The sequence below is a fragment of the Mesorhizobium sp. M7A.F.Ca.US.008.03.1.1 genome (assembly GCF_003997495.1).
Taxonomy (GTDB): Bacteria; Pseudomonadota; Alphaproteobacteria; order Rhizobiales; family Rhizobiaceae; genus Mesorhizobium.
Map to the genome: position 1 here is coordinate 121,953 of NZ_RZRU01000014.1, position 26,892 is coordinate 148,844.

Annotated in this window: 27 protein-coding genes; 15 read left to right on the plus strand and 12 right to left on the minus strand. The window is 63.1% G+C overall.

All coding sequences use genetic code 11. The annotated features are described in order from the left end of the window. Positions 1 to 98: 98 nt before the first annotated feature. Together EOA16_RS20165 and EOA16_RS20170 are read left to right on the plus strand one after the other, a co-directional pair. On the plus strand, positions 99 to 686 hold the full coding sequence (locus tag EOA16_RS20165) for a YqaA family protein (protein ID WP_127259845.1): 588 nt from the start codon (positions 99 to 101) through the stop codon (positions 684 to 686). 36 nt (positions 687 to 722) lie between these two features. Continuing rightward, positions 723 to 1,241, plus strand: a complete 519-nt coding sequence (locus EOA16_RS20170) for a disulfide bond formation protein B (RefSeq protein WP_127259846.1) — start codon at positions 723 to 725, stop codon at positions 1,239 to 1,241. 319 nt (positions 1,242 to 1,560) lie between these two features. Here the strand turns inward: EOA16_RS20170 and EOA16_RS20175 are convergent, their stop codons facing one another. Both EOA16_RS20175 and EOA16_RS20180 read right to left on the minus strand, forming a co-directional pair. Continuing rightward, positions 1,561 to 2,118 (minus strand): HNH endonuclease, encoded by a 558-nt coding sequence (locus tag EOA16_RS20175; RefSeq protein WP_127259847.1) that lies wholly within the window; start codon positions 2,116 to 2,118, stop codon positions 1,561 to 1,563. 128 nt (positions 2,119 to 2,246) lie between these two features. After that, positions 2,247 to 2,888 carry a DNA-3-methyladenine glycosylase gene (locus EOA16_RS20180; protein WP_127259848.1) on the minus strand — a complete coding sequence of 214 codons (642 nt, stop codon included), beginning with the start codon at positions 2,886 to 2,888 and terminating at the stop codon, positions 2,247 to 2,249. A gap of 74 nt (positions 2,889 to 2,962) precedes the next feature. On the opposite strand from EOA16_RS20180, the gene gluQRS reads away from it, so the two are divergent. Together gluQRS and EOA16_RS20190 are read left to right on the plus strand one after the other, a co-directional pair. Then, positions 2,963 to 3,838: a tRNA glutamyl-Q(34) synthetase GluQRS gene (gene gluQRS, locus EOA16_RS20185; RefSeq protein WP_127259849.1), complete on the plus strand. Its 876-nt coding sequence runs from the start codon at positions 2,963 to 2,965 to the stop codon at positions 3,836 to 3,838. Between the two features lie 144 nt (positions 3,839 to 3,982). Further along, on the plus strand, positions 3,983 to 4,876 hold the full coding sequence (locus EOA16_RS20190; RefSeq protein ID WP_127259850.1) for a DMT family transporter: 894 nt from the start codon (positions 3,983 to 3,985) through the stop codon (positions 4,874 to 4,876). Between the two features lie 89 nt (positions 4,877 to 4,965). Here EOA16_RS20190 and EOA16_RS20195 read toward each other — a convergent pair whose 3' ends face one another. Continuing rightward, positions 4,966 to 5,817: a YihY/virulence factor BrkB family protein gene (locus EOA16_RS20195; RefSeq protein ID WP_013529430.1), complete on the minus strand. Its 852-nt coding sequence runs from the start codon at positions 5,815 to 5,817 to the stop codon at positions 4,966 to 4,968. A gap of 55 nt (positions 5,818 to 5,872) precedes the next feature. On the opposite strand from EOA16_RS20195, the gene EOA16_RS20200 reads away from it, so the two are divergent. The 7 genes from EOA16_RS20200 (at position 5,873) to EOA16_RS20230 (ending at position 11,388) form a co-directional block, all read left to right on the plus strand. Next, the gene (locus EOA16_RS20200; protein ID WP_127259851.1) at positions 5,873 to 6,739 is read left to right on the plus strand and encodes an SDR family oxidoreductase; all 867 of its coding nucleotides are present in this window, start codon (positions 5,873 to 5,875) and stop codon (positions 6,737 to 6,739) included. A 23-nt stretch (positions 6,740 to 6,762) separates the two neighbouring features. Next, on the plus strand, positions 6,763 to 6,954 hold the full coding sequence (locus EOA16_RS20205) for a twin transmembrane helix small protein (protein ID WP_056583538.1): 192 nt from the start codon (positions 6,763 to 6,765) through the stop codon (positions 6,952 to 6,954). 25 nt (positions 6,955 to 6,979) lie between these two features. Then, positions 6,980 to 7,561, plus strand: coding sequence for a cob(I)yrinic acid a,c-diamide adenosyltransferase (locus EOA16_RS20210; protein ID WP_127259852.1), 582 nt, complete (start codon positions 6,980 to 6,982; stop codon positions 7,559 to 7,561). A 28-nt stretch (positions 7,562 to 7,589) separates the two neighbouring features. Continuing rightward, positions 7,590 to 8,390, plus strand: coding sequence for a rhomboid family intramembrane serine protease (locus EOA16_RS20215; RefSeq protein ID WP_127259853.1), 801 nt, complete (start codon positions 7,590 to 7,592; stop codon positions 8,388 to 8,390). Positions 8,391 to 8,572: 182 nt separating this feature from the next. After that, positions 8,573 to 9,322, plus strand: a complete 750-nt coding sequence (locus tag EOA16_RS20220; protein ID WP_027038146.1) for an electron transfer flavoprotein subunit beta/FixA family protein — start codon at positions 8,573 to 8,575, stop codon at positions 9,320 to 9,322. 24 nt (positions 9,323 to 9,346) lie between these two features. Beyond that, on the plus strand, positions 9,347 to 10,276 hold the full coding sequence (locus tag EOA16_RS20225) for an electron transfer flavoprotein subunit alpha/FixB family protein (RefSeq protein WP_127259854.1): 930 nt from the start codon (positions 9,347 to 9,349) through the stop codon (positions 10,274 to 10,276). A 233-nt stretch (positions 10,277 to 10,509) separates the two neighbouring features. Then, positions 10,510 to 11,388, plus strand: a complete 879-nt coding sequence (locus EOA16_RS20230) for a 3-hydroxybutyryl-CoA dehydrogenase (protein WP_127259855.1) — start codon at positions 10,510 to 10,512, stop codon at positions 11,386 to 11,388. A gap of 57 nt (positions 11,389 to 11,445) precedes the next feature. On the opposite strand, the gene EOA16_RS33255 is transcribed toward EOA16_RS20230, so the two are convergent. The 4 genes from EOA16_RS33255 to EOA16_RS20245 form a co-directional block, all read right to left on the minus strand. Further along, the gene (locus EOA16_RS33255; protein WP_281035899.1) at positions 11,446 to 11,781 is read right to left on the minus strand and encodes a diguanylate cyclase; all 336 of its coding nucleotides are present in this window, start codon (positions 11,779 to 11,781) and stop codon (positions 11,446 to 11,448) included. Then, positions 11,721 to 13,505, minus strand: a complete 1,785-nt coding sequence (locus tag EOA16_RS33560; RefSeq protein ID WP_281035900.1) for a PAS domain S-box protein — start codon at positions 13,503 to 13,505, stop codon at positions 11,721 to 11,723. The genes EOA16_RS33255 and EOA16_RS33560 overlap by 61 nt, the downstream gene beginning before the upstream one ends. Positions 13,506 to 13,640: 135 nt before the next feature. Further along, entirely contained in the window at positions 13,641 to 14,279 is a 639-nt protein-coding gene (locus tag EOA16_RS20240; RefSeq protein ID WP_127259856.1) for an NrsF family protein, read from the minus strand. Position 14,280: 1 nt separating this feature from the next. Next, positions 14,281 to 14,832 carry a sigma-70 family RNA polymerase sigma factor gene (locus tag EOA16_RS20245; protein WP_127259857.1) on the minus strand — a complete coding sequence of 184 codons (552 nt, stop codon included), beginning with the start codon at positions 14,830 to 14,832 and terminating at the stop codon, positions 14,281 to 14,283. Positions 14,833 to 15,093: 261 nt separating this feature from the next. On the opposite strand from EOA16_RS20245, the gene EOA16_RS20250 reads away from it, so the two are divergent. The 3 genes from EOA16_RS20250 (at position 15,094) to EOA16_RS20260 (ending at position 18,935) form a co-directional block, all read left to right on the plus strand. Beyond that, entirely contained in the window at positions 15,094 to 16,101 is a 1,008-nt protein-coding gene (locus tag EOA16_RS20250; protein WP_127259858.1) for an iron ABC transporter substrate-binding protein, read from the plus strand. 174 nt (positions 16,102 to 16,275) lie between these two features. Then, entirely contained in the window at positions 16,276 to 17,856 is a 1,581-nt protein-coding gene (locus tag EOA16_RS20255) for an iron ABC transporter permease (RefSeq protein ID WP_164754339.1), read from the plus strand. Next, positions 17,853 to 18,935 carry an ABC transporter ATP-binding protein gene (locus EOA16_RS20260; protein ID WP_127259860.1) on the plus strand — a complete coding sequence of 361 codons (1,083 nt, stop codon included), beginning with the start codon at positions 17,853 to 17,855 and terminating at the stop codon, positions 18,933 to 18,935. The genes EOA16_RS20255 and EOA16_RS20260 overlap by 4 nt, the downstream gene beginning before the upstream one ends. A gap of 96 nt (positions 18,936 to 19,031) precedes the next feature. On the opposite strand, the gene EOA16_RS20265 is transcribed toward EOA16_RS20260, so the two are convergent. The 4 genes from EOA16_RS20265 to ugpB all read right to left on the minus strand — a co-directional run bounded on the left by EOA16_RS20265 (position 19,032) and on the right by ugpB (position 23,345). After that, complete coding sequence (locus tag EOA16_RS20265) at positions 19,032 to 20,090, minus strand: sn-glycerol-3-phosphate import ATP-binding protein UgpC (RefSeq protein ID WP_127259861.1); 1,059 nt, start codon at positions 20,088 to 20,090, stop codon at positions 19,032 to 19,034. Positions 20,091 to 20,097: 7 nt separating this feature from the next. Next, positions 20,098 to 20,946, minus strand: a complete 849-nt coding sequence (ugpE, locus tag EOA16_RS20270) for a sn-glycerol-3-phosphate ABC transporter permease UgpE (protein WP_127259862.1) — start codon at positions 20,944 to 20,946, stop codon at positions 20,098 to 20,100. A 9-nt stretch (positions 20,947 to 20,955) separates the two neighbouring features. Next, the gene (gene ugpA, locus EOA16_RS20275; protein WP_050580468.1) at positions 20,956 to 21,876 is read right to left on the minus strand and encodes a sn-glycerol-3-phosphate ABC transporter permease UgpA; all 921 of its coding nucleotides are present in this window, start codon (positions 21,874 to 21,876) and stop codon (positions 20,956 to 20,958) included. Between the two features lie 158 nt (positions 21,877 to 22,034). Continuing rightward, positions 22,035 to 23,345 carry a sn-glycerol-3-phosphate ABC transporter substrate-binding protein UgpB gene (gene ugpB / locus EOA16_RS20280; RefSeq protein WP_127259863.1) on the minus strand — a complete coding sequence of 437 codons (1,311 nt, stop codon included), beginning with the start codon at positions 23,343 to 23,345 and terminating at the stop codon, positions 22,035 to 22,037. 363 nt (positions 23,346 to 23,708) lie between these two features. On the opposite strand from ugpB, the gene EOA16_RS20285 reads away from it, so the two are divergent. Further along, complete coding sequence (locus EOA16_RS20285) at positions 23,709 to 26,147, plus strand: EAL domain-containing protein (RefSeq protein ID WP_127259864.1); 2,439 nt, start codon at positions 23,709 to 23,711, stop codon at positions 26,145 to 26,147. A gap of 42 nt (positions 26,148 to 26,189) precedes the next feature. Here the strand turns inward: EOA16_RS20285 and EOA16_RS20290 are convergent, their stop codons facing one another. Next, entirely contained in the window at positions 26,190 to 26,879 is a 690-nt protein-coding gene (locus EOA16_RS20290; RefSeq protein ID WP_127259865.1) for a TlpA disulfide reductase family protein, read from the minus strand. Positions 26,880 to 26,892 lie beyond the last annotated feature (13 nt).

The following is a 26,892-nucleotide window of genomic DNA, read 5'->3' on the forward strand; positions in this document are numbered from 1 at the left end:
CGTCAGAAGGGACGGATGGCGCGCTTTGGTCTTGTTTTGTGCATGCCGTTGTCCCGAAACCGCTGCGCTCCTTTGGGCGACATGCATTAGGAGTGCCGATGCTTCGCGGACTTTACGACTGGACCTTGTCGCTGGCGGCCCGCAAATCCGCCGAATGGTGGCTGGCCTTCATCGCTTTCGTCGAGAGCTCGGTGTTCCTGGTGCCGGCCGACGTGCTCTACCTTCCGATGGCGCTGTCGCGGCCGGATCGCGCCTACCGCTACGCGCTGATCGCCACCCTCGCCTCGGTGCTGGGCGGCATCGCCGGCTGGTTTATCGGCCACTACGCCTATGACGCGGTGGCGAGGCCGATCCTCGAATTCTACGGCAAATATGACGAATTCGAAGCGCTGCGCACCTCGTCGGGCGTCGGCTTCATCATCCTGATGCTGATCACGTCCGGGGCTGCCCACCTGCCGCCGATCAAGGTGGTGACGATCCTGTCCGGCGTCATCGGCGTCAATCTGCTGCTGTTCATTGGACTTGCCATCGTCGCGCGCGGCGCCCGCTTCCTGCTTTTGGCATGGCTGCTGCGCCGCTATGGCGAATCCATCAAGGACTTCATCGAGAAGCGTCTTGGCATGATCGCTGGTGCCGGAGCGGCTGCCCTGATTTTGCTCTATATAACGGCCAAATACGCCCTCTGAACACAGCCCATCGCGAGCCGGACGGAGCCGATTGAAATGACAGCGACCATGAATGCCGACACCGGGCGCCAGCGGACGCGAACGGCCCTGTTCCTCGCCGTCGCCATGGCCGCCACCGTCGGCTCGGCGCTCGGCTTCCAGTATCTCGGCGGCTACATTCCTTGCCATCTCTGCCTCGAACAGCGCACGCCCTACTACATCGGCGTGCCGCTGATGGTGCTGGCGGTGATTGCATCGATGCTGCACGCACCGGCCTGGCTGACGCGCGGCTTGCTGGCTGTCGGCGGCCTGCTGATGCTCTATGGCCTCTATCTCGGCGTCTACCACTCCGGCGTCGAATGGCAGTGGTGGGCCGGCCCGACCGATTGCACCGCGGGCGCCGGACCGGTGGACACCGGCGGCAAGGGCGTGCTCGACGCGCTCGACAAATTCGTGCCGCCATCCTGCGACAAGGCCGCACTGCGCATCCTCGGCCTGTCGCTGGCCGGCTGGAACGCCATCGCTAGCCTGGTCCTGGCCGCCGTCGCCTTCCGCGGCGCCCTCACCCGCGATTGAGCAAACAGCTTGGGGCTTGCTTAGACCTGTTCGACCCTAAGGATGTGCATCGCTCCGTGTTCTCCGAGATATGTGGCGAGACAGTCCCAGAATTCGTCGAGCAGCGCCTTGCCATCAGCGTCAAAGTCATTTCGAGCGATAAGCAGAAGTTTCCCGGCTACATAAGTGCAGCTAGGGCCATCGTGCCAAGTCCTATGGACACGAAATTCTTCCTCTATGTCGGCGGCAGCTTGCGGACCTAACGCTGGCGCAACGTCAAGGCACTCAATCGTAATCTCGTACATGCCTCGGCTGTCCGCCCCAACGTACGGCGCCAATCCTACGGCTCCAACTCGACATCCCAGTACAGATAATCCATCCAGCTCTCATGCAGATGGTTGGGCGGGAACAGGCGGCCATTGTTGTGCAAATCGTGCACCGTCGGCTGGAAGGGCTTCTGCAGCGGCCACATCTTGGCATGCGCCGGCATCATGCCGCCCTTCCTGAGATTGCAGGGCGAGCAGGCGGCAACGACATTCTCCCATGTCGTGGCACCCCCACGGTGGCGGGGAACGACATGATCGAAGGTCAGGTCCTCCGGCGTGCCGCAATACTGGCACTGGAAACGGTCGCGCAGGAAGACGTTGAAGCGGGTGAAGGCCGGATGCCTGGACGGCTTCACATAGGCCTTCAGGCTGACCACGCTCGGCAGCTTCATCGAGAAGGTCGGCGAGGAGACGGCGTGCTCGTATTCGGCGACGATGTTCACCCGGTCGAGGAACACCGCCTTGATGGCGTCCTGCCAGGACCAGAGCGACAAGGGGTAATAGCTGAGCGGACGGTAATCCGCATTCAGCACAAGTGCTGGAAGCCCATCCGGAGATACGGCAACCGTCACGTGTTTACCTCCTTGGTTCTAGACCCGAACGGCGCGGATACTGTAAGCCCGACATGACAGGGATGTGAAGCGGATTGTCGCGTCGCCTAAGCGCCAAAAATGCGCGATTTTTATGATTTTTTGCGGATTCAGGCCGGCGGCGCCGCGTCCCGCCCTCTGGTTTCACGATAATAGGACCAGAAAAGCCGCGATGCGACACCTCGCCACGGGCTCCATGATTCGGCCAATACGATCAGTGTCTTCTCCGGCGGACGCGGCTCGATGCCGAGCGCGTGGCCGACCGCGCTCTGCAGCGCGACGTCGCGCGCGGGGAAGATGTCGGGGTGTCCGGCGGCAAACAACAGGTACACTTCCGCCGTCCACGGGCCGATGCCGGACACCGCCGTCATCGTCGTGATCGCCTCCTCGGCATCGAGCGAACAGAGGTGATGCAGGTCGAGGCCGTCGACCACGGCCTGGGCAACAGCGATCAGGCCGCGCTGCTTCGGCCGCGACAGGCCGGCCTCGCGAAACGTCTCCTCGCCGGCTGCAAGGATCGCCTGCGGCGTCAGCGGATCGACGAGCTTGGTCAGCCGGCCGAAGATCGCATCGGCACTGGCGCGGGACACCTGCTGCGAGACGACGATCGACGCCAGACTCCTGAAGCCAGGCTCGGAAAGCCTGAGCGGCACCTCGCCGGCCATGCCGCGCACTTTTTCCAGGCGCGGGTCGATCACGCAAAGCGCATCGAGCCCCCGGGCAATGTCGTCTGATGTCGCGATGCGCTGCATGCTTTCTTGTTCCTGAACCGGCGGCACGGTAGCAATTGGCAAAACCGCTGCACAACCCGATTGCCGCCGCTGAGATGACACTCCTGACATTCCGCTTCGCCCCCAGCCCCAACGGCGACCTGCATCTCGGCCACGCCTATTCGGCGCTGCTCAACCAGAAGCTGGCGGCAAGGGCGGACGGCCGCCTGCTGCTGCGCATCGAGGACATCGACACGACGCGCTGCACGCCGCAATTCGAAGCAGGCGTGCTTGCCGACCTGAAATGGCTGGGGCTTAGCTGGGAAGAGCCGGTGCGCCGCCAATCCGAACATTTCGCCGGATACCAGGCGGTGCTCGAGCGGCTGGTCCGGGAGGAACTCGTCTATCCCGCCTTCATGAGCCGTGGCGAGATCCGCGCCTTCATCACCGGCAGCGAAAAGCGTGGCCGCGACTGGCCGCGTGACCCCGACGGCGTTCCGCTCTATCCCGCCGCCGACAAGGCGCTGCCGCTGAAGGAACGCCAGCGGCGGATCGCCGAGAACACGCCCTTCGCCTGGCGGCTGGATGTCGATGCCGCCATGGCGCGCGTTGGCAAGGACCTTTCATGGATAGAATTCGTCGATGAGACGCTTTCCGCGACGCGCTCCGCCGACGCTCGTCCGCAGGACTGGGGCGACGTGATCGTGGCACGCCGCGACATTCCGACCAGCTATCACCTCGCCGTTGTCTTGGACGATGCGCTGCAAGGCGTCAGCCACGTCGTGCGCGGCCAGGATCTGTTTTCCGCCACCGGCGTGCAGCGCCTGCTGCAGCAACTCCTTGATCTGCCGCAGCCTGCCTATTTCCATCATCGCCTCATCCTCGGGCCGGACGGACGAAAGCTGTCAAAGAGCTTCAGTGACACCGGCCTTGCCGTATTGCGCCATGCCGGCGCATCGCCTGACGACATCAGGCGGATGGTCGGACTTTGAGCCCGGTGAGACCAGGGACCCCCTAGATGCGCCGGGCGTTGAATTCCGGTGATCTATGGATCAACCGTTTCGCTTTGCGCGCCGGGGTGAAGGGGATTAGAGGATCGCCACGGCAATTCTCTCCAGCGCGGCGGTCTCCGGAACATGCACAGCATCAAACGGTTCATCCCCGCCACCTTCGTCGTCCTGTGGGCGACCGGCTTCATCGGCGCGCGCTACGCCATGCCTTGGGCGGAACCATTCACCTTCCTCGCCGCGCGTTTCGTCATCGCCGCGATCCTGCTGGCCGTCCTGATGCTTGTGCTGGGTTCGAAAAGAGCCACCCGCGAGGAGGCGCTGCATGCCACCGGCGCCGGCATCCTGATGCACGGCGTCTATCTCGGCGCCGTCTTCTGGGCCATCCACAGGGGCATGCCGGCCGGCTTTTCGGCCCTGATCGTCGGCCTGCAGCCGCTGATCACGGCGGTGCTGGCCGGCAAGTTCCTCGGCGAGGCGATCCTGCCGCGCCACTGGCTTGGCCTTGGCATCGGCCTCATCGGCATCGTCATCGTGCTGTGGCCGAAGCTCGGCGCGCTCGGCGGCGGCGTGACCGCGGCTACACTGACCGCGTCTCTAGTCTCGGTGCTCGGCATGAGCGCCGGCACCATCTGGCAAAAGCGCTTCGCTTCCGGCGGCGACCTCGTCGCGGCGACCATGTGGCAATATATCGGCGGTGGTTCGCTGATGCTCCTCGCCTCACTCGCCTTCGAGACGCACACAGTCGTCATCAACGGCGAACTGATCTTCGCCATGGCCTGGCTGGTGCTGGTGCTGTCGCTCGGCGCCATCTTCCTGCTGATGGTGATGATCCGCGACGGCGAGATGTCGAAAGTGGCCTCGCTGTTCTACCTGGTGCCGGCGGTGACGGCGATCATCGCCTGGGCCCTGTTCGACGAGCAGCTCAACGCGCTGCAGATTGCCGGCATGGCCATCACCACATTCGGCGTTGGCCTGGCGACGGCGAGGCCGAACAGAGGAATTGAAGAACTGAAGAACTGAAGAATTCGGGTTCCTCAATTTCTCAGGTTCCTCAATTCCTCAATTCTCCAGCTCTTCAATTCCTCTTTTCCTATCCGCCCAGCATCGACTCACCCGACTCGGGCGCGCGCCTCCAGATAGCGGCTGATCGCGGCATTGAGTTCGCCGCCGAGGATGAAGATCGCCGACACCATGTAGAGGAAGACCACGGCGATCATGATCGAGGCCAAGCCGGCATAAGTCGTCACATAGGACGAGAAGTGGTCGAGGTAGGTGGCGAAGATGGTCGAGCCGATAAGCCATGCCGCCAGCGTGAAGACGATGCCCGGCACCAGCGAGACGAAGCGGCGCTTGCCCGCCGGCAGCCAGAAATGCACGGCAAACAATCCGCCGACAATGACCGCCGAAGCGATGACGTAACGCCATAGGGTGATGGTGCCCATATAGGGCTTGATCCAGTCGATATGGGCTTCGGCGAGACGCGCCAGCAGCGGCGCGAACACCAGGAGCACGCTGATCGCCAGGAAACCGGCCGTGGCGATGAGAACGAAGATGATGCTCTGCACCCGGCGGTAGATGATGCCGCGCGTTTCCGAGACGCGGTAGGCGCGGTTGAGCGACGTGCGCAGCGCCTCGATGCCGTTCGACGCAAAATAGGCCGCAAGCACCACACCATAGGTCAAAAGGTCGGTGCGCCTGACGGTCAGCACATTGAGCACTTCGCGCGCGATCGGCTTGGCGATCTGTTCGGGCCAGGTGTCGAAGACCAGATGCACGGCCGTGTCGGAGAATGCCTGCGCGCCGAGGAAGCTCGCCAGCGTCGTCGCGAAGATCAGGAACGGGAACAGCGCCATCAGCGATGTGATCGCCAGATGGCTGGCCATCGCCCAGCCGTCATCGGTGTTGAAATGGCCAAGCGCGTCGTAGAGGACCCGCTTGAGGGCTACGATCTTCCGCAACAAGAACCGCGCCCTCCAATTGTCTCCACGCCGGGAATATGGGAAGGGATTGCGGCAAATGGCAACCCTTGGCGAAACCACGAACAGTGCGGCGCAGAAGTTGCGCTCGATTATCATCACCGGTGCGTCTTCGGGAATAGGCGCGCACTGCGCCCGCGCGTTGAAGGCGGAAGGCTGGCGGGTGTTCGCGACGGCGCGCAAGCCGCAGGACATCGCCGCGCTCGAAGCCGATGGCATCGAGGCCTTCTATCTCGATTATTGCGAGCCGGACTCCATTGCCGCGCTGGTGACGGCGGTGCTCGACCGCACCGGCGGCCGGCTCGACGCGCTGTTCAACAATGGCGCCTATGCTCAGCCGGGCGCCGTCGAGGATCTGCCCGTTGCGGCGCTCAAGCAGCAGTTCGAGGCGAATTTCTTCGGCTGGCATGATCTGACCCGCCGGCTGGTGCCGGTGATGCGCCGCCAGGGTCAGGGCCGCATCGTCCACTGCTCGTCGATCCTCGGCCTGACGCCAGTGCGTTTTCGCGGCGCCTATTCGGCGTCGAAGCACGCCCTGGAGGCCCTGATGCTCTGCCAGCGCCAGGAACTGGCCGGCAGCGGCGTCCATGTTTCGCTGATCGAGCCGGGGCCGGTGAAGTCAAAGATCGCCAGCAATGGCCTCATTTGGTTTCTCAGCAACATCGACCACGAGAATTCCGTGCACCGCGTGGACTATGCGGCGCAACTCGAGCGGCTGCGGGCCGGCGGCAGCCAATCGGCCTTGAAGCCGGGGCCGGAAGTGGTTTACGCGGCGCTCCGCCATGCACTTCTGTCGCGGCGCCCGCGCCCACACTATGTGGTAACAGTGCCGGCCAGGATCGGTGCGGTGCTCAAACGCATCCTGCCTGCATCGATGCTTTACCGCATCCTTGCCAAACGCGCCTGAATCAACCGAACTGGGAACACACCATGGCATCCGTCTTCAATATTCTCGCCATTCTGGTCATGGTCGCCGTGGTGATCGTGCTGGTTCGCGGCCTCATCAACATGATGCGCGGCGGCTCCGGCGTCACCTCCAACAAGCTGATGCAGGCACGAGTCATGCTGCAGGCCGTGGCGCTGGTGCTGATCCTGCTGGCGGTGTATTTCACCCGCAAGTGAGGATGCCGGCGGCCGGGGAGGCGAAATGGTCAAGCTCAACAAGATCTACACCCGCACCGGCGATGATGGCACCACGGGTCTCGGCACCGGCGAACGGCGACTGAAATCCGACCTGCGGGTGGACGCCTATGGCACGGTCGACGAGGCCAATGCCTGCATCGGCATCGCCCGGGTCCACACGGCCGCGACCCACCCCTCGATCGACGCCATGCTTTCCCGCATCCAGAACGATCTTTTCGACCTCGGCGCCGATCTCGCCGTGCCCGACGACGGCAAGCCGCTCGGCTATGAGCCGCTTCGCATCATCGCCGTGCAGACCGACCGGGTCGAAAAGGACATCGACCTGCTCAACAAGGAACTTCAGCCGCTCAAATCCTTCGTGCTCAATGGCGGCACGCCGGCGGCGGCGGCACTTCACCTTGCCCGTACCGTGGCAAGGCGAGCCGAAAGGCTGATGGTGGCACTGGCCCAGGACCCGGACGAGCACGTCAACCGCGACGGACTGAAATACATCAACCGCGTCTCGGATTTCCTGTTTGTCGCCGCCCGGGCGGTCAATGACAACGGAAACGCCGACGTGCTATGGGTTCCCGGCAAGAACCGCTGATTGTCGAAAGCGGAAGAGGGCCTGGGGCATGTTCATCCCGCTTTACGACACCAACAGGCTGCGGCACATCCGCCTTCAATATGTGACGATCGGGCTGATCGTGGTCAACGCCCTGGTCTACCTCGCCACCGCGCTTGGCGGCGAGAGTTTCTCCAATGCCGCCGTCCTTGGCCTGGGCTTCATCCCGTCGGTCGTCCATGACACCGCCGAGCTCGATCCCCGTTTTATCGTCATCCCCGAAAGCCTGAGCTACCTCACCTATTCCTTCCTGCATGCCGACATCTTCCACCTCGGCGGCAACATGCTGTTCCTGTGGGTGTTCGGCGACAATGTCGAGGATGCGCTGGGCCACATCCGCTACCTCATCTTCTACCTGTTGTGCGCCGTCGCCGGAGCCGCCTTCCAGGGGCTCGTCGCCTGGGATTCGCAGGTGCCACTGATCGGCGCCTCGGGCGCCATCGCCGGCGTGGTCGTCGCCTATCTGATCCTTTATCCCAGGGTGAAGGTCTGGGTGTTGGCCTTTGCCCGTATCCCGCTGCGCATTCCGGCGTTCATTCCGCTCATCCTGTGGGTGCTGTTCCAGGTGGTGATGTTTGCCGCCGGCGGCGAGGATCAGATTTCCTGGGCCTGCCACATCGGCGGCATCATCGCCGGCGCCGTTCTGGTGCTCGTTTTGCGCAGCCGCGGCGTGCCGCTTTTTGCCGGCGCTGACGACGAGGCTGCGGTCGCCGCTCCCAACCAGCCGCAGCCCACCGCCGAGCCGTTGGCGCCTGAACCACCCGCCGCGACGCCGCGCTGGGGGCGCGGAAACGCTTCCAGTTCGGACTGAACCGATTTGAGCCGCTTGCAGCGTATTGACGTGCAGGGTTGCCGCAACTACGGAAACGTCTCCGCCGCAGCCTAAGGCGGGCAGAAGACCAGAATTTCCATCCGAAATGTCGGCTTTCGACAACTCCGAACGGGCGCAGGCTGCTATAGCGCGCCCAACTAGCGTGAAGAGGTGACAGGCAAATGAAGATCCTTGTGCCCGTGAAGCGGGTTGTGGATGCGAACGTCAAGGTTCGCGTGAAGGCTGATGGTTCGGCGGTGGAGCTGGCCAACGTCAAGATGGCGATGAACCCGTTCGACGAAATCGCGGTGGAAGAGGCGATCCGGCTTAAGGAAGCCGGCAAGGCGGAAGAAATCATCGTCGTCTCGATCGGCCCGCAGCAGGCGCAGGAAACCCTGCGCACCGCGCTCGCCATGGGTGCCGACCGCGCCATCCTGGTCAAGACCGACGAACAGACCGAGCCGCTCGGCGTCGCCAAGGTGCTGAAGGGCGTCGTCGACGCCGAGCAGCCCGGCCTCGTCATCCTCGGCAAGCAGGCGATCGACGACGATTCCAACCAGACCGGCCAGATGCTGGCAGCACTGCTTGGCTGGGCGCAGGGCACCTTCGCTTCCAAGATCGTGCTCGACGGCGACAAGGCCAAGGTGACGCGCGAAGTCGACGGCGGCCTGCAGACCGTGGAACTGAAGATGCCGGTGATCGTCACCGCCGACCTTCGCCTCAACCAGCCGCGCTATGCCTCGCTGCCCAACATCATGAAGGCCAAGAAGAAGCAGCTCGACGAGAAAACCCCGGCCGACTACGGCGCCGACGTCAAGCCGCGCCTGAAGGTCATCAAGACCGAGGAGCCGAGTGGCCGCAAGGCAGGCGTTAAGGTCAAGAGCGTCGCCGAGCTGGTCGACAAGCTGAAAAACGAAGCCGGCGTATTGTAAGCGGTCAGGAAAGGAACAAGAAAAATGACAATTCTCCTCATCGCCGAACACGACAACGCAACGCTTTCCGATCAGACCGCCAAGGCGCTTTCGGCGGCTCTGCAGATCGGCTCGGACGTGCATGTTCTGGTTGCCGGCAAGGGGGCCAAGCCGGCAGCGGATGCCGCCGCCAAGCTGAAGGGCGTGAGCAAGGTGCTGCTCGCCGAAGCCGACGAACTCGCCGAGCGCCTCGCCGAACCGACGGCGGCGCTGGTCGTGTCGCTAGCCGGCGCTTACGACACCATCATCGCGCCGGCGACTTCGTCGGGCAAGAATGTCGCGCCGCGCGTGGCTGCGCTCCTCGATGTCGCGCAGGTGTCCGAGATTATCGAAGTCGTATCGCCCGACACCTTCAAGCGGCCGATCTATGCCGGCAACGCCATCCAGACGGTGCAGTCGAGCGACGCCAAGAAGGTGATCACGGTGCGCACGGCGTCCTTCCAGGCAGCTCCCGAGGGCGGCTCGGCGGCGGTCGAGAGCATCAAGGCGGCACCCAACCCCGGCCTGTCCACCTTCGTCGAGAACAAGCTTTCCGAGACCGACCGTCCGGAGCTGACCTCGGCCAAGATCATCATCTCGGGCGGCCGTGCGCTGGGTTCGGCGGAGAAGTTCCAGGAAGTCATCCTGCCGGTCGCCGACAAGCTCGGTGCAGCCGTCGGCGCCTCCCGCGCCGCGGTCGATGCCGGCTATGCGCCGAACGACTGGCAGGTCGGCCAGACCGGCAAGGTGGTTGCCCCCGATCTCTACATCGCGGTGGGCATCTCCGGCGCTATCCAGCACCTCGCCGGCATGAAGGATTCGAAGGTCATCGTCGCCATCAACAAGGACGAGGAGGCGCCGATTTTCCAGGTTGCCGACTACGGCCTTGTCGGCGATCTCTTCGTCATTCTGCCGGAGCTGCAAAAGGCGCTTTGACGCTCTCTGCCAAAGCGTATTAAATAGTGAGGGGTGGGGTAGACGAAGTCGCCCCGCCCTTTTAGTTTGCACTGCACAAAAACCAGGCCACAAAGGCCAAAAGCAATTCCAGCAAAGTGCGCAGCGGTTTTCCCGGGAAAAGCGCGTAGCGCTTTCCCTAGGGAATTGCGATAAAACAAAAGGTGGCGCGCTTTCGCATTTCATGCGGAAGGGCTCCGGACGGGATCGGTGTAATGAGCAAGATCGAGACGATCGGCATCATCGGCGCGGGCCAGATGGGTGGCGGCATCGCCCATGTCTCCGCGCTTTCGGGCTACAAGGTGCTGATCTACGATATATCCCCCGACCGCATCGAGAAGGGCATCGCCACCATCAGCGGCAACATGGCCCGCCAGGTGGGGTCCGGCAAGCTCGAGGAAAAGGTCCGCAACGACGCGATGGGCCGCATTTCGGCCGCCCCGGCGATGGCGGATCTTGCCGGTGCGGACCTGGTGATCGAGGCGGCGACCGAGGACGAGACGGTCAAGCGCAAGATCTACGCCCAGCTCTGTCCGCAGCTCAATCCCGAAGCCATCCTGGCGACCAACACCTCGTCGATCTCGATCACGCGGCTTGCCGCGCAGACCGACCGGCCCGAGCGTTTTATCGGCATACATTTCATGAACCCGGTGCCGCTGATGAAGCTGGTCGAACTGGTGCGCGGCATCGCCACCGAGGACCAGACTTTCGAGGCAGCCAAGACCTACGTGAAGCAGCTCGACAAGACGATCACGGTCTCGGAGGATTTTCCGGCCTTCATCGTCAACCGCATCCTGCTGCCGATGATCAACGAGGCGATCTACACGCTCTATGAGGGCGTCGGTTCGGTCGATGCCATCGACACCGCCATGCGGCTCGGCGCCAACCATCCGATGGGGCCGCTGCAGCTGGCTGACTTCATCGGGCTCGATACCTGCCTGTCGATCATGCAGGTCCTGCATGATGGCCTGTCGGACTCCAAGTACCGCCCTTGCCCGCTGCTGGTGAAATATGTCGAGGCCGGCTGGCTCGGCCGCAAGACCGGGCGCGGCTTCTACGACTATCGTGGCGAGCATCCCGTTCCGACGCGCTGAGCGGATCGTCGGCGCAAATCAGGGACAAGCCTTTCGGATGAGCGGTGACAGGCTCGATCAGGAGGCCGCCGCCAGCGGCTCTGTCCGGCCATCCACGATCTGGGCGTCGGGCGCCACGGAAACACAGCCACGGCCCGCCGCCTTGGCCGCATAGCAGGCCGCATCGGCTCTCGCGATGATCTCGTCGACCTCGCCGCAATTGGCGTTGATCGCAGCCAGCCCGATGCTGGCGCCGATCACGTGAGGACGGCCGTCCCAGGTGAAGTCCAGCCCGCCGATCGCATCGATGATGGAGCGTGCCGCGATTTTGGCGCCGGCTGCCGAACCCGATTTCAGAATGACCGCGAATTCGTCGCCACCGAGGCGAGCAACAATGTCGTCTGGACCAAGCACGCGCGAATGGCCTGGGCAACCCGCTTCAGCAGCGCGTCTCCCGCCGCGTGGCCGCCCGTGTCGTTGACCAGTTTGAAGTGGTCGAGATCGATGAACATGAACTGATGTCCGGCGCCTCCGACCGACTTTGTCGTGTCGCCGACCGACTTTGTCGTATCTCCGACCGACTCTGTCGTGTCGGCGGTGCCGACCTTGCGCACCTGGCCGACCAAGTCCTCCATGGCGCGGATGAAGCTCGAGCGGTTGGCAAGGCCGGTCAGCGCATCGTGTGCCGCGGCGTGGGCGAGCTGGCGCTGCAGTGCGCGCGCATCGGTAAAGTCCTGGAAAACGATGACCAGTCCGCAGAATTCGTTCCGCTCGTTGATGATCGGCGACACGACCTGACGGATGCTGCAGCGCGTGTCGTCGCGCCGGATGAGAACGGCGCGGCTGTTCTGGTCGGCGGGCGCATGAACGCCAACCGCGGGCCGAGTCACGCCGATCCTGTGCCCCGTCTCCTCGTCGACCGCCCAGTAGACATGGCCAAGCATCTTGCCGAGAGCCTCGCCGCCGGCAACACCGGTCAGCTTTTCGGCGACCGGGTTCACGAAGGTGATACGGTTTGCGGCATCGGTGCAGATGACGGCATCGCCGATCGATTGCAACGTCACCCTCAGCCGCTCCTTTTCATCGGCAAGCATTGCCGCCGACACGGTGAGGTGTGCTTCGGCCTCCTTGCGCCGGGTGATGTCGGTCAGGCTGCCAATGGCCCTGATCAGCCGTCCGTCCTCGTCGCGCTCGATGGCTTTGCCGCGGTCGAGGAACCACATCCAGTGGCCCTCCTTGTGGCGCATCCTGAACTCGGCCTCAAAGAACGGTGTTTTGCCCTCGAGATGAGCGCGATCGGCTTCGGCGACAGTCTCGCGATCGTCGGGATGGATCATCGTCAGCCAGCGGTCGGTGTCGCCATCGAGCTCGCCATCCGCATAGCCCAGCATCTTGACCCAGGTCGAGGAATAGGTCGTGCCGCCCTTGCGCATGTCGAGGTCCCAGACCCCTTGGCCGGCACCGGCCAGGGCGAAATTCCAACGCGTTTCCGCTTCGGCAATGCGCGCCTCGGCCTGCTTGCGCGCGTCGATGTTCTCGATTTGCGAGACGAGATAGAGCGGGCGGCCGCTGGTCTCATCGCGAATGACCGAACCGGCAAGATGAGCCCAGACGGGCGTTCCGTCCTTGCGGAGATAACGCTTCTCGAAATGGAAGGAATTGACCGTGCCCGCCTTCAGATCGTCCATCGTCTCCCGCCCGATCAGCAGATCGTCGGGATGGGTGATCTGGAAGAAAGTCAGCGCCTCGATCTCTTCGCTTGTGTAGCCAAGCATGGCGGCGAAGGCCGGATTGGTCTGGCGGATGCGACCGTCGAGACCGACAACGACGATGCCGATCGCAGAATCCTCCATGGCACGGCGGAAGCGCAGCTCGCTCTCGGCGATCTGCTGGCGATCCCTGCTGGTCCTGCGGATGGACAGGGCGGCGAGGAACAGCGCGCCCGCCGCCACCGCCACCGCGATCTGCAGGCAGAGTTTCAAGGCTTCGGTGCCGAGATTCAGGCGCGACAGCAGGATCGAGGTCGCCAGCACGCCCAGGCCGGCGACGAGCAACGCCAGCCCCGCATGCCCAAGAGATTTTCGGCTGGTCAATCCTCGCCACATCACGATACGTGCCACCCCCGTGCGCAAACGCATGTTTCTCGCACCAACCTTGACGGATCGATTTTAAGGAAAGGTTGCGTCCGGCCTGCCGGCGCCATCGCTAACCGGCAAACAATTGCCGGCATGATTAAGGATCGGTGTGCATGGGCTCGCGATCGTGGCGGAACGCTACCAGCGTACGAAAAACCGTCCGCCGAGCGCGCCGAGCAATGCCAGCGCTGCGATCGCTATCGTGTACCAGGTGGCGACGAAAAGCGGCGAGTCGTCGAAGCAGTGAGCGGCATAGAAGGTTGCCGCCAACCCGCCGGCGAGCAGGCCCGCCACCGCACCGGCAAGCACCGGCCGTGTCGGCGCGCCATAGCGCAGCATCCACAGGAAGATGGCAAGCGGACCGAGGCCGATCAGCGGGATGAAGCCCATGCAGATCATCATGTTGGAGCCGACCATCCTTGTGCCCCACAGCGCCTCCGGCACCATGAAAAGCTCCAGGACCACCGCCACGGCTACCAGCAGCGGTGCGGCAAGCATCCCTGCCATCGCCCGACCTGTCGAGGCGCCCGGCGTCGACAAAGCGCGGATCAGGGCGAAGGCGCTGACGGCAAGCACGATGGTGAAAACGAATTTGGAAAGAAAGCGCATCGTGTGCGCGGCTGCCATGAAGTCCGGGCGCGGGCCGATGGTCAGCAGGAAAACGACGGCCGCGATGACCGCAGCCGCGCCGGCGGCCATCCACCAGGCTGCTTGTAGCGGCATCGCCTTGCTGCTTGCATCGGCGTCCAGCGCCTTGATGAGATCGTCCGTCCTCATGTCATTCCCGCCCGAATCGCCCCTGCCCGAATCGCTTGGCTATCGCGGCAAGTCCACGATGCAGCGACACACGCACCGCCGTCTCGCTGATGCCGAACTTTGCCGCCGTCTCACCGATGGACCGCCCTTCCACCGACACGGCCGAGACCACGGAGCGCTGCGCCGGCGACAGGCCGTCCAATGCCCGGTTGATGTCGCGCTCGCTGACGGTCTCGATTTCCGGCTCGGCGAATGTCTCGGCGATATCGTCGACGTCGATCTCGATGCGCCGTCCTCGCCGCCGGAACGCATCGATCAGCTTGAAGCGGGCGATCGCGTAGATCCACGGCAACACCGGCGCATCCTGACGCCAGGTATGTCGTTTTACATGAATGGCCAGCAAGGTTTCCTGCACGACATCCTCGGGATCGACCCCGCCCTGCACGATCTTGCGCCTGGCAAAACCGCGAACCAGCGCGGCGATCCGGTGCAGAAAGTCGGCGTAAGCCCTTTCATCTCCCGCGATCGCGGCCCGCATCAGCCGGGAAAGTTCGGCCTCATCCTTGCCGCTCACAAGAGTTCACTCCCCGATTTTCGCGTCTCGGCGCTGATTTGTTACGTGGCCGGCGAAATAATGTCCAAGCCAAACTGTCGGCAAATCACGAAAGTTTGCGGCATCGCCGAGCCGTGAGCATCACGCGGAATTGTCCGTGCGGCACCGACCTTTGCACTTCAGCGACCGATTGAAGCACATCAACAATGTTGACTATCGCTGTCATGTATCGATAGGTGCAACCGTGACAGACGCAAGCCCCCCAAGATCGAGGACAATGCCATGAAATACGCTCTTTCCACCCTCGTCGGCGCCACCGCGCTGGCAATCAGCCTGATCGGCGGCCCGGCGATGGCGGAAGATGATGGGATCATTGTCTACAACGCCCAGCACGAAAGCCTGACCAAGGCATGGGCCGAAGGCTTCACCAAGGAAACCGGCATCAAGGTTACCGTGCGCAACGGTGGCGACAGCGATTTCTCCAACCAGATCGTCGCCGAGGGTTCTGCTTCGCCGGCCGACGTCTTCCTGACGGAAAACTCGCCGGCCATGGTCCTGGTCGAGACATCAGGCCTGTTCGCGCCGGTCGACGCCGACACGCTGGCACAGGTTCCCCAGGACTATCAGCCGGCCAGCGGCAAATGGGTTGGCGTCGCCGCGCGCAGCACGGTCTTTGCCTACAACAAGACCAAGCTGACCGCCGAGCAGCTGCCCAAGTCGATGCTTGACCTCGCCGATCCGAGCTGGAAGGGCCGTTGGGCTGCCTCCCCGTCGGGCGCCGATTTCCAGGCCATCGTCAGTGCCCTGCTCCAGCTCAAGGGCGAAGCCGCTACCGCCGACTGGCTGAAGGCGATGAAAACCAACTTCACCGCCTACAAGGGCAACAGCACGGTGATGAAGGCGGTCAATGCCGGCGAGATCGAGGGCGGCGTGATCTACCACTATTACTACTTCGGCGATCAGGCCAAGACCGGTGAAAACAGCGGGAATGTCGAGCTGCACTATTTCAAGAATCAGGATCCGGGCGCATTCGTTTCGATCTCCGGCGGCGGCGTGCTGGCCTCGAGCAAGCATCCGAAGGAAGCCCAAGCCTTCCTGAAATGGGTGACCGGCAAGGGCGGCCAAGACGTGCTGAAATCAGGCGATTCCTTCGAATACGCGGTCGGCAAGGGTGCGGAGTCCAATCCGAAGCTGGTGCCGCTCGCCGACCTGCAGGCGCCGAAGGTCGATGCCACGACGCTGAACTCCAAGAAGGTCACCGACCTGATGACGGCAGCCGGCTTGCTTTAGTTGCCATTCCTCCTAAAAGGACAACCAACCACGCTCCCGCGGGAATTCGCCTTCCGCGGGAGTGATTTTGTTTTTCGAGATGGCATTCGTCGATGACGACACGCTGTGTTCCCGACCGCGATCGCGGTCCTTCAACTGCTGCCGCTGGACGGCAACGGCACGGCGTCTGACCTGATGCAGTCCGCGGTCGATCTCGCGCGCTCGGGCCTGCCTTCGGGCACAGGCCGAAGGGCCCGGCGACGCGCACCGCTTTGGCTGGTCATCACCGCCATCTTCGTTGCGCTGCTGGCGCTGGTGCCGCTTGCCTTCATCATCTGGATCGCGGTGCAGACCGGCTGGGAAACCGTCTCGGCGCTGGTCTTCCGGCCGCGCGTCGGCGAGCTTCTGGTCAACACTGTCCTGCTGGTGTTGCTGACCGTGCCGATCGCCATCGTGCTGTCGGTTGCGCTGGCCTGGCTGACCGAGCGCAGCGACCTGCCGGGCGCCCGGCTCTGGGCCTGGCTGTGCGTGGCGCCGCTTGCCATTCCCGCTTTCGTGCACAGCTATGCCTGGATCACCATGGTGCCAGGATTGCACGGCCTGTGGGCCGGCGTGCTGGTTTCCGTGATCGCTTATTTCCCGTTCCTGTATCTGCCGGTATCGGCGGCGTTGCGCCGTCTCGATCCCGCCCTCGAGGACGCCGCCGCCGCACTCGGCCTTGGGCCCCGGCGCGTGTTCTGGCGGGTCGTGCTGCCGCAATTGCGGCTCGCCATCTGCGGCGGCTCGCTGCTGGTCGGCCTGCATCTGCTGGCCGAATACGGCCTCTATGTCTTCATCCGCTTCGACACCTTCACCACGGCGATCGTCGACCAGTTCCAGTCGACCTTCAACGGACCGGCCGCCAACATGCTGGCTGGCGTGCTGGTCAGCTGCTGCTTCGTGCTGCTCGGCCTCGAAGTGCTGGTGCGCGGCGAGGAGCGCTATGCCCGTGTCGGCTCCGGCGCGGCGCGCCATCAGCAGCGCACGAGCCTCGGACGCGCCACCATCCCGAGCCTGCTCTTGCTTGTCGTCACCTCGCTTTTGGCGCTCGGCGTGCCGTTCGTCACCATTGGCGGCTGGCTTGCCGCCGGCGGCGCCGCCGTCTGGCGCCTGGACGAAATCGGCCTGGCGCTTGGCCAGACGCTGTTCCTGGCGCTCGCCGGCGCATTGCTGGCCACCGTCGCCGCCATGCCGATGGCCTGGATCTCGATCCGCGCGCCGGGGCCATTGCAGCGTCTTCTGGAGGGCTGCAACTACATTGTCGGCTCGCTGCCGGGGGTTGTCATTGCGCTGGCGCTGGTCACCATCACGGTGCGCATCGTGCTGCCGCTCTACCAGACCCTGTTCACCATCCTGGTGGCCTATGCGCTGATGTTCCTGCCGCGCGCGCTGGTCAGCCTGCGGGCGTCGATCGCACAGGCGCCGGTCGAACTCGAACGCGCCGCTTCCAGCCTCGGCCGGCCGCCGCTGCAGGCGTTGTGGTCGACGACGATCCGCCTGTCGGCGCCGGGTGCCGCGGCCGGCATGGCGCTGGTGGGGCTCGGCATCATGAACGAACTGACCGCCACCCAGATGCTGGCGCCCAACGGCACCCGCACACTGGCGATGGCGTTCTGGTCCTATAGCGGTGAGATTGATTATGCATCGGCGGCACCTTACGCCTTCATCATGGTGGCGATATCGCTACCCTTGACCTGGCTGCTCTATGTCCAGTCGAAACGGATGGCCGGACGATGAGCTTTCTCGAAATCAGCGGCCTGCACAAGCAATACGGCCCGGTGGCGGCCCTTGCCGGCGTCGACCTGAGCGTCGCCAGCGGCAGCCGCACGGCGATTGTCGGTCCTTCCGGCTGCGGCAAGACGACCTTGCTGCGGCTGATTGCCGGCTTCGAGGCGCCGGATCAGGGGCACATCACGCTCGACGGTGCGATATTGGCCAATGGCGGCGCTGCAGTGCCGGCATATCGTCGAGGCATCGGCGTGGTGGCGCAGGATGGTGCCCTGTTCCCGCATCTGACCATTGGCGACAATATCGGTTTCGGCATGGGCCGCGGCGAGGACAAGCGGGCTGAGCGCATCGTCGAACTCGCCTATATCGTCGGCCTCGACAAGGCGATCCTCAAACGCCGCCCGCACGAGCTTTCCGGCGGCCAGCAGCAGCGTGTGGCGTTGGCCCGGGCCATGGCGATGAAGCCCAGGCTGATGCTTCTCGATGAGCCGTTCTCGGCACTCGATACCGGCCTGCGCGCCTCGATGCGCAAGGCGGTGGCCGAGCTTCTGGAAGCTGCCGGCATCACCACCATCCTGGTGACGCACGACCAGGCCGAAGCGCTGTCCTTCGCCAGCCAGGTCGCTGTGATGCGCGACGGCAAGTTCTCGCAAATCGGCACGCCGCGCGAGCTCTATCTCAAGCCGAAGGACAGGATGATCGCCGAATTCCTCGGCGACGCAATCATCCTGCCGGCAAAGATATCGGGCGGTTTCGCCAACTCGCCGCTCGGCCGCATCGCGGTGGACACCAATGACAGCCGCGATATCGCCCGCATCATGCTGCGGCCGGAGCAGATCGCCTTGAAGAGAACGTCGCGTGAGGGTATGTCCGGCACCTCGGACATGCTGTTCGGCGAAGTGACGGAATCGGAATTCGCCGGCTCGATGTGCACGGTCGCGGTGCGGCTCTTGAACAATGCCGATCCGCCCGATGCGGCAGCGATCGGCAACACGCCGCTTGTCCTGCGCAAACCGGGCATGGACGCGCCGGCGGTCGGCGAGATCGTCCGGCTGACCGTATCGGGAAAGGCGCATGTCTTCGCCTGAAGGCCGTACGCGGGTAACCTGGGCATATCTTTTGGAGAGCAATTCCAGGAAAAGTGTGACACGGTTTTCCGTCCGGAATTGCGTCAAAACAAAGCGTTAGACTCGCTTTCCGGCCTGATCGAACCAGTGCAGCTTTTCTGCCTTGGCAACCACGCGCAATTGGTTGCCAACCGTGGCGGTGGCGCGACCCGCGACCCGCACGACGATCCTGCTGCCGCCTGCAGCACAGTGAAGGAAACTTTCGGCGCCTACCGGTTCGACTGCCTCGACCAGCGCCGGCAGGACGAGCGCGCCGGACGGTGCCTCGACCCCGAAGGTGACGTCGGCATCCTCGGGGCGGAAGCCGAGCGTGACGGCGTTCGCAGGCGCAAATTCAATCGTCTTGCCGTCAGCCAGCGCCGGACCAGCCGGCCCTTGCGAAAGGGGCAGCAGATTCATCGGCGGAGCGCCAATGAAGGACGCGACGAAGGTCGAGGCCGGCCTTTCGTAGACGTCGAGCGGCGCCCCCACCTGCTCGACCAGTCCGGCATTCATCACGACGAGGATGTCGGCTAGCGTCATCGCCTCGAGCTGGTCATGGGTGACATAGACCGACGTGACGCCAAGCGAGCGCTGCAGGTTCTTTATCTCGACGCGCATCTGGCCACGCAATTTGGCGTCGAGATTGGAGAGCGGCTCGTCGAACAGGAAAACCCTCGGGTTGCGCACAATGGCGCGACCCATGGCGACACGCTGGCGCTGGCCGCCGGAAAGCTCGCGCGGGCGGCGGTCGAGCAGCGCCGAAAGTTCCAGTATTTTCGCCGTCGCGCGGACCCGGCTGTCGATCTCATCTTTCGGCGTGCCGCGGTTGCGCAGCCCATAGGCCATGTTGTCGTAGACTTTCATATGCGGATAGAGCGCGTAGTTCTGGAACACCATGGCGATGTCACGCTCGGTCGGACCGATTGAGTTTACGATCTTGCCGTCGATCGCAACTGTTCCCGAGGAGATGGTTTCGAGCCCGGCGATCATTCTGAGCAGCGTGGACTTGCCGCAACCCGATGGGCCGACCAGCACGCAAAGCTCCTTGTCGGGAACTGCGATTGAAACGCCCTTCACGGCCTCGAAACCGCTGGGGTAGATCTTCTTCACATCCTTTAGATCGACGGTCGCCATCAGCTTCTCACTTTTCGGAATCGACCAGGCCGCGAACGAACCAGCGTTGCATCAGCACCACGACCAGGATCGGCGGCACGATGGCCAGCATCGCCGTAACCATGACCAGGTGCCATTGCGTATCGGCATCGGCGAAGGAAACCATCTTTCTGAGCGCGATGACGATCGTGTTCATGTTGCTGCTGTTGGTGACAAGCAACGGCCACAGATACTGTGTCCAGCCATAAATGAAGAGGATGACGAACAGCGCCGCGATATTTGTTCGCGACAGCGGCAACAGGATATCGAAGAAGAAGCGCCACGGCCCCGCACCGTCAACACGCGCCGCCTCCACCAGCTCACCTGGAATGGTCATGAAAAACTGTCGAAACAGCAATGTGGCGGTGGCCGAGGCAATCAGCGGGATGATCAGGCCGGCATAGGTGTCGATCATGCCGAGATCGACCATCACCTTGTAGGTCGGCAGGATGCGCACCTCGACGGGAAGCATCAAAGTGATGAAGATCAGCCAGAAGAAGGTCATGCGCAGCGGAAAGCGGAAAAATACGATCGCGTAGGCCGACAGGATCGAGATGAAGATCTTTCCCACCGCGATGCCGAGCGCCATGACCGTGGTGTTGAGCAGCAGCCTGCCGACGCTGACGCCGCCGATACGGCCGACACCGCCGAACAGCGCTTCGGTGTAATTGTTCCAGAACTGATCGCCGGGCAGGAGCGGCAATGGCGGCCTGAGGATCGTTTGCAGCGTCTGCGTCGAGGCAACGAATGTGTAGTAGATCGGGAAGGCGACGATCAGTATGCCGAGGATCAGCACGACGTGGGCGATGACGGTGCGGAGCGGTGACTGGCCGATCATCGCTCGCCCTCAGCCGTAATGGACTTTGCGTTCCACATAGCGGAACTGGATGGCCGTGAGCGAGATGACGATGATCATCAGGATGACCGATTGCGCCGCCGAGTCACCGAGGATCAGATTGACGAAGCCGTCATTGTAGACCTTGTAGACCAGCGTCTCGGTCGTCTTGCCCGGACCGCCCCCGGTGACGGCATGGACGATGCCGAACGTGTCGAACAGGGCATAGACGGTGTTGACGACCAGCAGGAAGAAGGTCGTCGGCGCAAGCAGCGGGAAGACGATGGTCCAGAATCGCTTGGTCTCGCCGGCGCCGTCCATCGCCGCCGCCTCGATCAAGGCTTTCGGCACCGCCTGCAGACCGGCGACGAAAAACAGGAAATTGTAGCTGATCTGCTTCCAGGCAGCGGCGGACACCAGCAGGATCATGGCGTGGGTGCCGTTGAGCAGTGGATCCCAGGCGATGCCGAAACTCCTCAGCATGTAGGCCAGCGACCCGATCGACGGGTTGAAGAGGAACAGCCACAGCATACCGGCAATCGCCGGCGCCACCGCGTAGGGCCAGATCAAGAGCGTGCGGTAAAGACCTTTGCCGCGCACCACCTTCTCTGCCATGACCGCAAGCAGGAGCGCCACGCACATGGCGACGATAGCGGTCGCAAGGGAAAACACCACCGTGACCTTGATCGAGTTTAGGTAGGCCGGATCGGCAAGCACTTTCCTGAAATTGGCGAACCAGACGAACTTGGTCCTCAGCCCGAACGGATCCTGCCTGAGCATGGATTGGTAAAACGCCTGACCGGCCGGCCAGTAGAAAAAAACGAGCGTGATGGCCAGTTGCGGCGCCACCAGCAGGTAGGGAAGGACCTTGTTGGGAAACACGACGCGAGGGGTCACGGAGCCACTCCGAGGTGATGAGGCGGGCGGCACCATGCGGCACCCCTCTCCGCCAAGATGGCTTTGATGAGCGTTTCGGATTCGGCATCATCGACCATTGGCGAAATCGCAAGACACGGCAAAACTCCCCTCGCCGAGGGGAAATGCCTGGCAGGACAGGTGGGTACGCCGTAGAGCAAGGACCTGCGCTCGCTCTAATTCCCCAACGCTTCCTTGATTGCGGCGTTGCCACGCGTAACCGCATTGTCGAGCGCCTGCTGCGCGGTTTGCTGGCCGGCGAGCATCTTCTCGAATTCCTCGTTCTGGATATCGCGCACCTGCGGCAGGTTCGGCAGACGTACGCCCTTCGAATTGTCGGTCGGCGCCTTACCCGTCATTTGCAGGATCGGTGTCTCGCGACCGATGTTCTTGTCATAGAAACCGGATTTCTTGGTCGCTTCATAAGCCGCCAGCGTTACCGGCAGATAACCCGATTTCTGGTGCAGGTATTCCTGCACATCGGTCTTCGACAAGTAGGCGAAGAAGGCCGCGACGCCCTTGTATTCCTCGTCGGATTTGTCTGCGAAAACCCACAGGCTGGCGCCGCCCGGCGTCGTGTTCTGCGGCGCCCCCTTGGCGTCGCTGTCATAGGGCAATTGGCCGATGCCGTAATTCATGCCGGACTTGACGATATCGCCAAGTCCGCCGGAGGATTCGGTCATGATCCCGCATTCGCCCGCAAGGAATATTTGCTTGGCTTCGGAGGTGCGGCCGCCATATTTGAAGGTGCCGTCCTTGGCGAGGTCTGCGAGCGCCTGGAAATGGTTGACGAAAATCGGCGCATTGATCTTGAGCTCGACATCGCCGCCGGCCAGACCGTTCTGCTGGGTGGCCCATGACACGTCATTCCACGCCGCGAAATTCTCCAGATGGATCCAGGTCAGCCAGGTCGAGGTGTAGCCGCAAGCGGCGGCGCCGCTCGCCTTGATCTTCTTGGCGTCTTCCCACACCTCATTCCAGGTCTTGGGTGGGCTGTCGACGTCGAGACCAGCCTTCTTGAAGATATCCTTGTTGTAATAAAGGATCGGCGAGGAGGAGTTGTAGGGGAAGGAGAGCATGGTGCCGTCCGGCTTCGAATAATAGCCGACTATGCCTGGCAGATACTGGCTCTTGTCGAAGGTCATTCCTGCGCTGGTCAACACATCGGCTGCCGGCTTGATTGCGCCTTCGGCTGCCATCATCACGCCCGTGCCGACGTCGAACACCTGGATAATGTCTGGGGCCTGGCCCGCGCGGTAGGCGGCAATGCCGGCATTCAGCGTCTCGGGATACGTGCCTTTGAACACCGGAACGAGCTCATAGTCGCTCTGGCTGGCATTGAAATCTTTGGAGATCTTGTCGACAACTTCAGCATTGGCGCCGGTCATGGCGTGCCACCAGCTGATCTGCGTGACAGCAAAAGCGGAGGTTGAGGAAAGCAGCATAAAGGTGGCGGCAACACCGGCCGCGAAGCCGAAGGACTTCATGTTTCATCTCCCGTTTGTCATTGGCGAAAGGGGGCACTCCCGCGAAGGCAATATGTGTCGCTCATGACAATCAGACAACGGTTTTGTTGCAGATCGACGAACTTCACCCTTTACCTCACGCAACGCTCGCCTCCGCTTGGAGGCATGGAAAGCGATGCGGTTAGCCGGCTTAGCGGGACAACAAGCGCGCCAGGAACCACCGTCGGGACTGCCAAACTGGCTTTCGGCGTGTCAGCCCTGATTGCAGCCGCTGCAACCCGAAGAGACACGTCAGAGTTGCATGCGACTTTATCGATCCCTCAACGGCAAAGCGCTACTCAATCCTGCTGCCCTGTTTATTTCCAATAGATCAGGTGAAATAAAATGCTGACGGTCTACAATTGTATCGTCAACGAGCACGATCTGAGACTGGTCGCACTCGCCGCGCTGATCTGCGGAATTTCCTGTTTCTCTGCCGTCAACCTGCTTCATCACATAAGCCGCTCCACAGATCGGAACCGGCTTGCCTGGCTGATGATCGCGGCCACTTCGACCGGTTTCGGCATCTGGGCAACGCACTTCATCGCCATGCTCGCATTCACACCGGGCATACCCAGTGCCTATGATCCCGCACTCTCCGCGCTTTCGCTCGCTGCTTCGGTCACTTTGACGGCAGCCGGCATGTGGATCGCCACCTTGCGGGACGAGTTCGATTATCATCTCGTCGGCGGCGCCGTGCTGGGCGGCGGTATCGCGGCGATGCACTACATCGGCATGGCGGCGTTCGAGGTCCAAGGCCGCATCGAGTGGAACCTGTTGCTTGTCGCCGTTTCCCTGCTGGCCGGCGTGACGCTCGCGGCGCTGGCGCTGCGTGTCGTGCAGCGCCGCCCCTCCTTGAAGGCGACATCCGGCGGCGCGGTGCTGCTGACGCTGGCGATCTGCACCTTGCATTTCATCGGTATGGGTGCCGTCTCGATCTTCCCCGATTCCTCGATCGTCATATCCGAATACACGATCGAGCCGACCTCGCAGGCTTTCGCGGCCGCCGCCGCCACACTCGTGATCCTGGTTCTGTCGGCATCGGCGCTGTGGATCGATTTGCGCTTCCGTCGCCAGAAGCTCGAGGTCGACCGCATGCACGGCCTGGCCAATGCCGCCGTGGAGGGGCTGATCGTCTGCGACGGCAACCGCATCATCAGTGCCAATGACAGCATTGCGACATTGACGGGCATCGCAACAGCGACGCTGAACGGAATGCAGCTTGGCGATCTCTTCGGATCCGATATGTCGGGCTTCGGCGAACAGCCGCAGGAGGCCGAATTGAGCGGCCGCGATGGCACGAGCATTCCTGTCGAGTTGATCGCCAGGAGCATCGACTATTGTGGCAAACCGCACAACGTGGTCGCGGTCCGCGACATTCGCGAGCGCAAGAAGGCGGAACAGGAGATCCTGCGGCTTGCCCATTTCGATCCATTGACCGGACTGGCCAATCGCCGCAGCTTTTCCGGCCGGCTGGAGACGGAAATTGCTGCGATGGGCCGGACCAGAAAAGGCGGCCAGCTCGCGCTTCTGCTGCTTGATCTCGACCGGTTCAAGGAGGTCAACGACCTGTATGGGCACGGCGCCGGCGACGCCATGCTGCAGAAGGTTGCGCATTGCGTTACCGGCATCCTTCGCCAAGGACAGATGGTGGCGCGACTGGGCGGCGATGAGTTCGCCATCATTGCCCCGAACCTGACGGACCCGCTGGAGGCAGGCCGTATCGCCGACGCGGTGCTGACCGCCATGCGCGAGGAAAACCGGCTTTCTGTCGGCGGCGGCCTGGTGTCGGCCAGCATCGGCATTGCGCTTTATCCATCGGATGCCGAAAACCAGCCCAGCCTGATAAGCCACGCCGATACGGCACTCTACCGGGCCAAGACCGAAGGCAAGGACACCTACCGCTATTTCGAGGCTTCGATGGGGGCCGAGGCGCGCGACAAGCGCGTGATGGAGCACGAACTGCGCCAGGCGGTCGCACGCCAGGAGTTCTACCTCGTCTACCAGCCGCAGAAAGAGATCAGCAGCGGAAAGATGGTCGGCTTCGAAGCGCTGGTCCGCTGGCGGCATCCGACGCGCGGCGACGTGTCGCCGAGCATATTCATCCCGGTGGCCGAAGACAGCGGAGCCATTGGCCAGATTGGCGAATGGGTGCTGACGGCGGCCTGCGAGGAAGCCGCCCGCTGGGAAAATCCGCTGACGGTGGCCGTCAACGTTTCGGCGGTGCAGCTCCACAACACGAGTTTCAGCCGCAAGGTCCACGAAACACTGCTGAATTCCGGCCTCGCGCCCGGCAGGCTCGAGCTTGAGATCACCGAGACGGCGCTCGTCAAGGACATGCCGCGGGCGCTGGCCACCTTGCGGCAGGTCAAGGCACTGGGCGTGCGCGTGGCCATGGACGATTTTGGAACCGGCTATTCCTCGCTCTCCAACCTTCGCGCCTTCCCATTCGACAAGATCAAGATCGATGGCTCCTTCATCAAGTCCGTCGACAAGAACGGCCAGGTCGCGGCGATCGTCCGCGCCGTCCTGGGACTTGGACGCGGTCTCGGCCTGCCGGTTCTGGCGGAGGGTGTCGAGACGCTCGGCGAACTGAAATTCCTGGACGCCGAAGCCTGCGAGATCGGCCAGGGCTACTATATCGGCAGGCCGGCTCTCATCGAGGAATTCGGCGAGCTGACCGGTGTCGTCGCACCCGCTGTCGGCAGCAAACCCGCCACCTTGCGCGACAGAAGCGTTCTGGCCTTCGCACCCGCACCCGCGCTCGGTCTGAACAGGGCCTGATCGCCGGAAAGCGCGTAGCGGTTTGGGACGACGCGGCTTGGACTAGAGGCTTTCGGGCTTGAGTGCCGTTTCGATCAGCCGCCTGGCGTCCGGCCCCGACCATTCGGCCGGGCCGTTCATATGGGCGATTAGGCAGCCCTCGCCGTCGACCAGCATGGTGACGGGAAGGCCTAGCGCCAGGCCGCGCTTCTTGAGGTCGTTGAACAGCGCCATCGTCGAATCCCTGAAATAGCCGAGCGTCGCGACGCCGGTATCGCTGAGGAACTTCTTCGGCTTCACATCGTCGCCGGCATCGACATTGACGGCGATCACCTGAAAGGCGTCGCTGCCCTTTTCCTTCTGCAGCGCATCCAGCGCCGGCATTTCGGCACGGCAAGGCGCGCACCATGTCGCCCACAGATTGAGCAGCACCGTCTTGCCGGCATGATCGGCAAGCGTCATCGGCTTGCCGTCCGGACCGTTGAAGGCAAGGCTCTTCAGGGATTGTGGCGGATCGGCCGGCAAAAGTGCCGCAACCTCACCGGTGGCCGAGGCCGCGACCTTCTTGGCGCGTTCGCTCTTGGCGGCACAGGCGATGTCGTCCTTGCTGTCGCCGACGGCGGCTTGTGCCGGTGCATTGTTGCCAGACCGGCTCTCGCTGACATATACCGCGACCGCGCCGGCCAGCGCGCCCGCCACCAAAGCGGCGAGGATCAGGCGCGAGGCCGGGAAGAATTTATTACCGTCTGCCATTTTCTCAAAACTG

Coding starts and splice junctions, on each gene's coding strand:
- EOA16_RS20210 (WP_127259852.1), top strand. CDS start 6,980: ATGGTCAAGCTCAACAAGATCTACACCCGCACCGGCGATGATGGCACC.
- EOA16_RS33560 (WP_281035900.1), bottom strand. CDS start 13,505: ATGCGTTTGCGCACGGGGGTGGCACGTATCGTGATGTGGCGAGGATTG.
- ugpA (WP_050580468.1), bottom strand. CDS start 21,876: ATGGTGCCGCCCGCCTCATCACCTCGGAGTGGCTCCGTGACCCCTCGC.
- EOA16_RS20255 (WP_164754339.1), top strand. CDS start 16,276: ATGCAGTCCGCGGTCGATCTCGCGCGCTCGGGCCTGCCTTCGGGCACA.
- EOA16_RS20170 (WP_127259846.1), top strand. CDS start 723: ATGACAGCGACCATGAATGCCGACACCGGGCGCCAGCGGACGCGAACG.
- EOA16_RS20190 (WP_127259850.1), top strand. CDS start 3,983: ATGCACAGCATCAAACGGTTCATCCCCGCCACCTTCGTCGTCCTGTGG.
- EOA16_RS20285 (WP_127259864.1), top strand. CDS start 23,709: ATGCTGACGGTCTACAATTGTATCGTCAACGAGCACGATCTGAGACTG.
- EOA16_RS20205 (WP_056583538.1), top strand. CDS start 6,763: ATGGCATCCGTCTTCAATATTCTCGCCATTCTGGTCATGGTCGCCGTG.
- ugpB (WP_127259863.1), bottom strand. CDS start 23,345: ATGAAGTCCTTCGGCTTCGCGGCCGGTGTTGCCGCCACCTTTATGCTG.
- EOA16_RS20200 (WP_127259851.1), top strand. CDS start 5,873: ATGGCAACCCTTGGCGAAACCACGAACAGTGCGGCGCAGAAGTTGCGC.
- EOA16_RS20215 (WP_127259853.1), top strand. CDS start 7,590: ATGTTCATCCCGCTTTACGACACCAACAGGCTGCGGCACATCCGCCTT.
- EOA16_RS20250 (WP_127259858.1), top strand. CDS start 15,094: ATGAAATACGCTCTTTCCACCCTCGTCGGCGCCACCGCGCTGGCAATC.
- EOA16_RS20230 (WP_127259855.1), top strand. CDS start 10,510: ATGAGCAAGATCGAGACGATCGGCATCATCGGCGCGGGCCAGATGGGT.
- EOA16_RS20265 (WP_127259861.1), bottom strand. CDS start 20,090: ATGGCGACCGTCGATCTAAAGGATGTGAAGAAGATCTACCCCAGCGGT.
- gluQRS (WP_127259849.1), top strand. CDS start 2,963: ATGACACTCCTGACATTCCGCTTCGCCCCCAGCCCCAACGGCGACCTG.
- EOA16_RS20180 (WP_127259848.1), bottom strand. CDS start 2,888: ATGCAGCGCATCGCGACATCAGACGACATTGCCCGGGGGCTCGATGCG.
- EOA16_RS20240 (WP_127259856.1), bottom strand. CDS start 14,279: ATGAGGACGGACGATCTCATCAAGGCGCTGGACGCCGATGCAAGCAGC.
- EOA16_RS20165 (WP_127259845.1), top strand. CDS start 99: ATGCTTCGCGGACTTTACGACTGGACCTTGTCGCTGGCGGCCCGCAAA.
- EOA16_RS20290 (WP_127259865.1), bottom strand. CDS start 26,879: ATGGCAGACGGTAATAAATTCTTCCCGGCCTCGCGCCTGATCCTCGCC.
- EOA16_RS20220 (WP_027038146.1), top strand. CDS start 8,573: ATGAAGATCCTTGTGCCCGTGAAGCGGGTTGTGGATGCGAACGTCAAG.
- EOA16_RS20225 (WP_127259854.1), top strand. CDS start 9,347: ATGACAATTCTCCTCATCGCCGAACACGACAACGCAACGCTTTCCGAT.
- ugpE (WP_127259862.1), bottom strand. CDS start 20,946: ATGATCGGCCAGTCACCGCTCCGCACCGTCATCGCCCACGTCGTGCTG.
- EOA16_RS20260 (WP_127259860.1), top strand. CDS start 17,853: ATGAGCTTTCTCGAAATCAGCGGCCTGCACAAGCAATACGGCCCGGTG.